Origin of the sequence: Actinomadura sp. NPDC049382, from assembly GCF_040677125.1 — a bacterium.
In the GTDB taxonomy this organism is placed as follows: Bacteria; Actinomycetota; Actinomycetes; order Streptosporangiales; family Streptosporangiaceae; genus Spirillospora; species Spirillospora geliboluensis.
Window position 1 is genome coordinate 259144 of sequence record NZ_JBFARO010000002.1, and the last position, 6526, is coordinate 265669.

Here is a 6526-nt window from a genome sequence, read left to right on the forward strand (position 1 = left end):
GGCGTGGGTACGGGACTCCACGCCGGCCTTGGCGGGGCCCCGGCGCGGCACAAATTATGACGATTGGCATAGAGTGCCCGCATGGACGCCACGAGCTCCGCTCTACGTCGGGCCCTGGCCCGCGCGCGCGACGGCAAGACACTGGACCGATCCGAGGCCACCACACTGCTGCAGGCCCGCGGGGCGCAGCTCGACGATCTGCTCTCCTACGCGGCCCGCACCCGGGACGCCGGTCTGGACGCCGCCGGCCGTCCGGGCGTCATCACCTACAGCCGCAAGGTCTTCATCCCGCTGACGCGGCTCTGCCGGGACCGCTGCGGGTACTGCACGTTCGCGACCGTCCCGCACCGGCTCGACGCGCCCTACCTCAGCCCCGACGAGGTGCTGGAGATAGCGCGGCAGGGCGCCGCGATGGGCTGCAAGGAAGCCCTGTTCACGCTCGGGGACCGTCCCGAGGACCGGTGGAAGCAGGCCCGCGAATGGCTCGACGCGCACGGGTACGACGACACGCTCTCGTACGTGCGCGCGATGGCGATCCGGGTGCTGGAGGAGACCGGGCTCCTGCCGCACCTGAACCCGGGCGTGCTGACGTGGCGCGACTTCCAGCGGCTCAAGCCGGTCGCCCCGTCCATGGGCATGATGCTGGAGACGACGGCGACGCGGCTGTTCAGCGAGCGCGGCGGCCCGCACTTCGGGTCGCCCGACAAGGACCCGGCCGTCCGCCTGCGCGTCCTTGAGGACGCCGGCCGCACGAACGTGCCGTTCACGACCGGGATCCTGATCGGCATCGGCGAGACGGTCGAGGAGCGCGCGGACGCCGTCTTCGAGATCCGCCGGACGATGCGGGAGTACGGGGCGATCCAGGAGGTCATCGTCCAGAACTTCCGTGCGAAGCCCGACACGAAGATGCGGGACGCGCCGGACGCGGAGCTGGCGGAGCTGGCCGCGACGATCGCGGTGACGCGGCTCGTCCTCGGGCCGAAGGCGCGCATCCAGGCGCCGCCGAACCTGGTCGCCGACCAGTATGCGCTGATGCTGCGCGCCGGCATCGACGACTGGGGCGGCGTCTCGCCGCTGACCCCCGACCACGTGAACCCCGAGCGGCCGTGGCCGCAGATCGACGAGCTCGCGGAGCGGACCGCCGAGTCGGGCTTCACGCTGCGCGAGCGGCTGACGATCTACCCCGAGTACGTGCGGCGCGGCGAGCCATGGCTGGACCCGCGGCTGATCGGGCACGTCGCCGCCCTGGCCGACCCGGCGACCGGGCTGGCGCGGGAGGACGCCGTCCTCGAAGGACGCCCCTGGCAGGAGCCGGACGGCGGCTTCGAGGCGTCCGGGCGCACCGACCTGCACACGACGATCGACACCACCGGCCGCACCAGCGACCGGCGCGACGACTTCGACGAGGTCTACGGCGACTGGGACGCGCTGAAGGAGCGCATGTCCGCACCCCAGCGCTTCAACGCCGACGTCAAGACCGCTCTCGCGCGCGCGGAGCAGAACCCTGCCGGGCTGTCGGACGACGAGGCGCTCGCCCTCCTGCACGCCGAAGGCCCGGAGCTCGACGCCCTCGCCTCCCTCGCCGACGACCTGCGACGCGAGGCCGTAGGGGACGACGTCACCTACATCGTCACGCGGAACATCAACTTCACCAACGTCTGCTACACCGGCTGCCGGTTCTGCGCGTTCGCACAACGCCGCACTGACGCCGACGCCTACACGCTGTCCCTGGAACAGGTCGGGGACCGGGTGGACGAGGCATGGGCGGCGGGCGCCACCGAGATCTGCATGCAGGGCGGCATCCACCCCGACCTGCCCGGCACCGCCTACTTCGACCTCGCGCGTGAGGTGAAGCGGCGCGCCCCCGACATCCACCTGCACTCCTACAGCCCGATGGAGGTCGTGAACGGCGCGTCCAGGACGGACCTGTCGATCCGGGAGTGGCTGCAGGCCGCGAAGGAGGCCGGGGTCGACTCGCTACCGGGAACGGCCGCCGAGATCCTGGACGACGACGTCCGCTGGGTGCTGACCAAGGGAAAGCTGCCCACCGACCAGTGGGTCGAGGTCGTCACCACCGCGCACGAGATCGGCATACCGACGACGTCCACGATGATGTACGGGCACGTGGACACCCCGTCGCACTGGGTCGCGCACATCAAGCTGCTGAGGTCCATCCAGGAGCGGACGGGCGGATTCAGTGAGTTCGTGCTGCTTCCGTTCGTCCACCACAACTCGCCCATCTATCTCGCCGGGCTGGCACGTCCCGGGCCCACAGTTCGGGAGAACGTGGCCGTCCACGCCTTGGCGCGCATCCTGCTGCACGGAGCGATCTCCAACATCCAGACGTCGTGGGTGAAGCTGGGGGACGAACTGTGCACGCGCGTCCTGCAAGGCGGCGTGAACGACCTCGGCGGGACGCTGATGGAAGAGACCATCAGCCGCATGGCGGGGTCGGAGAACGGCTCGTTCAAGCCCATCAGCGAACTGGAGGCGATCGCGGCGCGCGCGGGGCGTCCGGCCAGGCAGCGCACCACCCTCTACGGCGAGGTGCCGGCGGAGCGTCTGGAAGCCGCCCGCCGCACGGACGGGATCGGCAAATTCGGGAAGCGGCTGCCGCTCAGTCCTGTATGACGGACACGTGGACGAAGACGGACGCCCGCTGTGGCGGCGCCCGGCGCTCTGGGCGGCCTTGGCGCTGCTCCTGTCGGGCGCGGGCGGCGGCGCGTGGGCATCCGGTCTGTTCTCCGCACCGGCCTGCTCCGGCGCCGACGTCCGGATCACCGTCGCGGCGCAGCCGGAGATAGCACCGGCGCTGAAGGACGTGGCGTCCCGCTTCAACGTGGAGAAGCACCGCGTTGGCGGGCGCTGCGTCCACGCCAGCGTCACCCCGGTCGCACCGGCCGCTTACAAGGGCCAGTCGGACGCCTGGCTACCGGAGTCGTCACTATGGCTGGGCCGCAACATGCCCGGCACACCAGTGGCCGCAACACCAGTGGTTCTAGCCACGCCCCGCCCCGTCGCAGACGTGGCCAAAGCCCTCCGCAAGAGCGGCGGCTCAACGGCGACCTTGGCCACCCTCACCACCGCCGAACGGTTCGCCCGCCCCCTCGCCGTCACCACAGAGCAAGCAGTGGTCGCCTACAACGAAACCCACCGTCCGAACCCCGTCATCAGCCTCCTGCCAACCGAGGGCACGCTGATGCTGGACCACCCCTACGCCGTCACCACGAAGGACCCGCGCCGACGCGACGCCGCAGAGGCGTTCCAGGCGGCCCTAGGCACCCGCTCGGCCCGCAACATCCTCCAACGCGCGGGCTTCCGCACACCGGACGGCGCACTGAACCCCGCCTACGCAACCGAGTACAACGTCCCGGACAAGCCACCGAAGTCGCTCCGCCTCCCCACCCGCAAGGAGATCGACGACGCACTCACGTCCTGGAAGACCTGAGTCAAGGAGCGCCGCGAACGGTGCTGGGACGCCGCTCCACCAGCGCGTCCGCCGACTCCCGTAGCTCCTCCAGGACGGCCCGCACCGACGGCCGCACCTCGGCACCGACCCGCGTCCACATGACCATGCGGCGGTCGACCGGGGCATCGGCCACGTCCCGCACCACGATGCCCTCCTCCCGCTCGGCGAGCGCCAGGTCGGGGATCAGGCACACCGCGCCGCCCGACGCGACCATCGCGAAGATGATCAGCAGGTCGTTCGACCGGTACCGCACATCGGGCCGGAAGCCGCCCAGCTCCACACACGTCCGCTCCAGCAGATCGGCGTGGTTCGTCCCGACATGCCCGGTCACCCAGGGCGAGTCCGCGAGATCCGCCATCCGCACCGGAGCGCCGTCCAGCGCCAGCCGATGCCCCTCGGGCAAGGCCACGCGCATCATCTCCGTGACGAGCACCTCAGACGTCAGCTCAGGCCGCCTAGGGCGCGGCAGATGCGAGTACTCATCGGTCAGCACTACATCGATCTCCTGCAGCACCAGCGCCTGCAGAACCCGATGGAACTCCTCGTCCAGAACATCGACCACAAGCTCGGGATACTTCTCCGCCAGCCGCGGCAACGCGGGCGCCAGCACATGCAACAGCGCCGTCTGGAACCCCACGAGCCGCACGACCCCGGCGACCCGCCCGCTCGCCGCGACCGTCGCCTCTTCAGCCTGCTTGGCCTGCGCCAGCAGCGTCTCGGCGTGCTCGGCGAGCACCTCCCCCGCCGTGGTCAGCCGCAGCCGCCGCCCGGCCCGCTCCACCACCGGCACGCCGACGTCCTTCTGCAACTGAGCGAGCTGCTGCGACACCGCCGAAGGCGTGTACCCGAGCGATTCCGCCACGGCCCCGAGCGTCCCGCGCAGCTTGAGCTCCCGAAGCACCCGCAACCGCCCCAGATCCAACATAGTGAAGCGATTCTTACACAATCCCTCCAGGAAAGGTCGCTGGACCTGAACGTTGGACGGAGTCAAACTAAAGGTGCGATGGGAAGGGACGGACACCCCGGCTCCACCGATCGCCCCGCGCGGGAACGCCCCTTCAGCGATCCCACTGAAAGAAGAAGACCATGCTGTACGTGCTCGGCATCATCGTCGCCCTCGCCGTCCTCGGCCCCCTGTTCGGCGCCGACAGCCGCGACGGCCTCGACTGGACCCCGAACAACTTCTGGCTGCGCCGCCGCTCAGCGGCGGACCCGGTCAAAACGACCGGTAGTCCCGGACAGGCAACCGGGGGCCGCGCCTCGGCGGGCGCCTCCCGGACGATTCCAGCAGCCGGGTGACCCGGTACCGATGGCCGGCATAGGGCTCCAGCAGTTCGAGCATCCCGGCGTCGTCCACCTTGCGGCCCGCCAGCGCCCAGCCGACCAGGCCGGGCAGGTTGTAGTCGCCCACGGAGACGGCGTCGGGATCCCCGACCGCCCGCTGCCGGATCTCGGCCGCGGTCCAGACCCCGATCCCGGGCAGCGACCTGAGCCGCGCCTCCCCGGCGTCCTCCTCCAGCCGCTTCGCGACCCGCGCGGCCCCGATGATCGTCCGAGCCCGGACGGCCTCCAGCCCGGACCGGTGCCACTCCCACGAGGGAATCCGGACCCACACCTCGGGCGGCGGCGGAACCCGCATGTGCGGCGCGCCCGGCGCGGGCTCCCCGAACCGCCGCAGCAGGTACCCCCACCCGCGCCACGCCTCCTGCGCGAGGACCTTCTGCTCCATCACGGCCGGCACGAGCGCCTCGAACACCCGCCGCGACTTCCCGATCCGCAGCCCCTCACGCCGACGAGCCTGCTCCAGCACGACGTCATGCCGCGCGACGAACCCGTCCGGCGAGTCATCGACCCCGAGTAGCTCGGGCACCCCGTCCAGCAGCCACTCGGCCCCGGGCCCCCACCCCGTCGCCTCGACGACGTCGCCGACCCACCGGAGCCGCAGCGTCCCCGGCCCCTCAGGCGTGTGGGACGCCCGCCAGACGGCACCGTCCCGCTCAACGCGGAACGCCGGATCATGAGGCCCCCGCTGATGCGGCGAGACCGTCCCGTGCAGGTCCAGCGGCCACGGCGGCCGCCACTCCCGAACCCGGCCGGGGAGACGCCCAGCGGTCTTCTCCCCGGCCGCACGGGCGAACGGCGTACCGGACGGCACCAGAGCCACCGACCACCCACCGTCCACTCGTCCGTCCGCACTTCGCGCTGCCGCGCCCCAGTGTGCCACCGCCAGGCAAACTGGACCCATGAGCGGCACGGAAGCCCTCGCCATCGCGCTCGGCATCGCCCTCAGCCTGCCGGTCCCCTCCTCCGTGTTCATCCATCTCCGCACCCGACGCCGCGAAAGAGAGCAGCAGAAGGAGCGAGAGGCGGCCCACGACGCCCTGGTCAACTGGCTCCCCTACTACCGCCGCGCCGAACTCCACTACATCCGGCAACGCATCGAACACCCCGGCACCCAGGCCGCCCGCGACGCGCACTCGGCGTCTTTCCGCGAACGCTCGACCGCCCAAGGGAAACTCTTAGATGTGCGGATCGCGTACACCGACCCACGCATCCTGATGCTGGCGCAACGCGCATTCGACCTCACCGGCCAAATCCACTACGCGGAAACCCTGGAGCAGGCCGCCCAGGACGCAGCCAAGGCAATCGAGGCGCTCCGCGACTTCGCCACCGCCACCGGCGCCACCGTCCACCCCACAACACCCCTGACTGAGGTGTGGCCCTCCAACGCCGAAGAACTGCTCCCGCAAGCGAGTGCCGACAGAGAAGCGGATAGCGGTCAGAACGAACTCCACGCCAGCCCAGACACAGAGGCCAAGCCATAGTTCAACGCCCGTCCCTCATTGGGCGCCCCAAGACCACGCCGCACCTCAGCGCGACGCAATGAGGTACGACGCATGACTGCCCCACTCAGAGGTCGTACGCGCCCTGCTTGATCTGCGTCACCATGCCGCTCACACGTGGGGGTATTCCCTCAGGTGTGGAAAGTGATCTTGCTGGGGAGCAAGTGATCAGTGGGTGAAGCGCCCACGTTCTTCGGGGGGAGAACCACACGTC

General features: G+C 70.6%; 5 protein-coding genes. 3 read left to right on the plus strand and 2 right to left on the minus strand.

Translation table 11 applies throughout. From position 1 onward, the window contains the following. Window positions 1–81: 81 nt before the first annotated feature. Together AB0K34_RS02490 and AB0K34_RS02495 are read left to right on the plus strand one after the other, a co-directional pair. Window positions 82–2631, plus strand: a complete 2550-nt coding sequence (locus AB0K34_RS02490) for a bifunctional FO biosynthesis protein CofGH (protein ID WP_364544791.1) — start codon at window positions 82–84, stop codon at window positions 2629–2631. Window positions 2632–2638: 7 nt separating this feature from the next. Next, window positions 2639–3448, plus strand: a complete 810-nt coding sequence (locus AB0K34_RS02495) for a substrate-binding domain-containing protein (protein ID WP_364544794.1) — start codon at window positions 2639–2641, stop codon at window positions 3446–3448. A gap of 1 nt (window position 3449) precedes the next feature. Here AB0K34_RS02495 and AB0K34_RS02500 read toward each other — a convergent pair whose 3' ends face one another. Both AB0K34_RS02500 and AB0K34_RS02505 read right to left on the minus strand, forming a co-directional pair. Beyond that, a complete protein-coding gene (locus AB0K34_RS02500) occupies window positions 3450–4370 on the minus strand; it encodes a LysR family transcriptional regulator (protein ID WP_254715592.1) in 921 nt (306 codons plus the stop codon). Window positions 4371–4685: 315 nt separating this feature from the next. After that, window positions 4686–5633: a DNA-3-methyladenine glycosylase 2 family protein gene (locus AB0K34_RS02505; protein ID WP_364544797.1), complete on the minus strand. Its 948-nt coding sequence runs from the start codon at window positions 5631–5633 to the stop codon at window positions 4686–4688. Window positions 5634–5712: 79 nt separating this feature from the next. On the opposite strand from AB0K34_RS02505, the gene AB0K34_RS02510 reads away from it, so the two are divergent. After that, complete coding sequence (locus tag AB0K34_RS02510) at window positions 5713–6294, plus strand: hypothetical protein (RefSeq protein ID WP_364544800.1); 582 nt, start codon at window positions 5713–5715, stop codon at window positions 6292–6294. The last annotated feature ends 232 nt before the right edge of the window (window positions 6295–6526 follow it).

Excerpts from the sequence above, each read along its gene's own strand:
- AB0K34_RS02490 (WP_364544791.1), top strand. The coding sequence starts at position 82 with ATGGACGCCACGAGCTCCGCTCTACGTCGGGCCCTGGCCCGCGCGCGC.
- AB0K34_RS02510 (WP_364544800.1), top strand. The coding sequence starts at position 5,713 with ATGAGCGGCACGGAAGCCCTCGCCATCGCGCTCGGCATCGCCCTCAGC.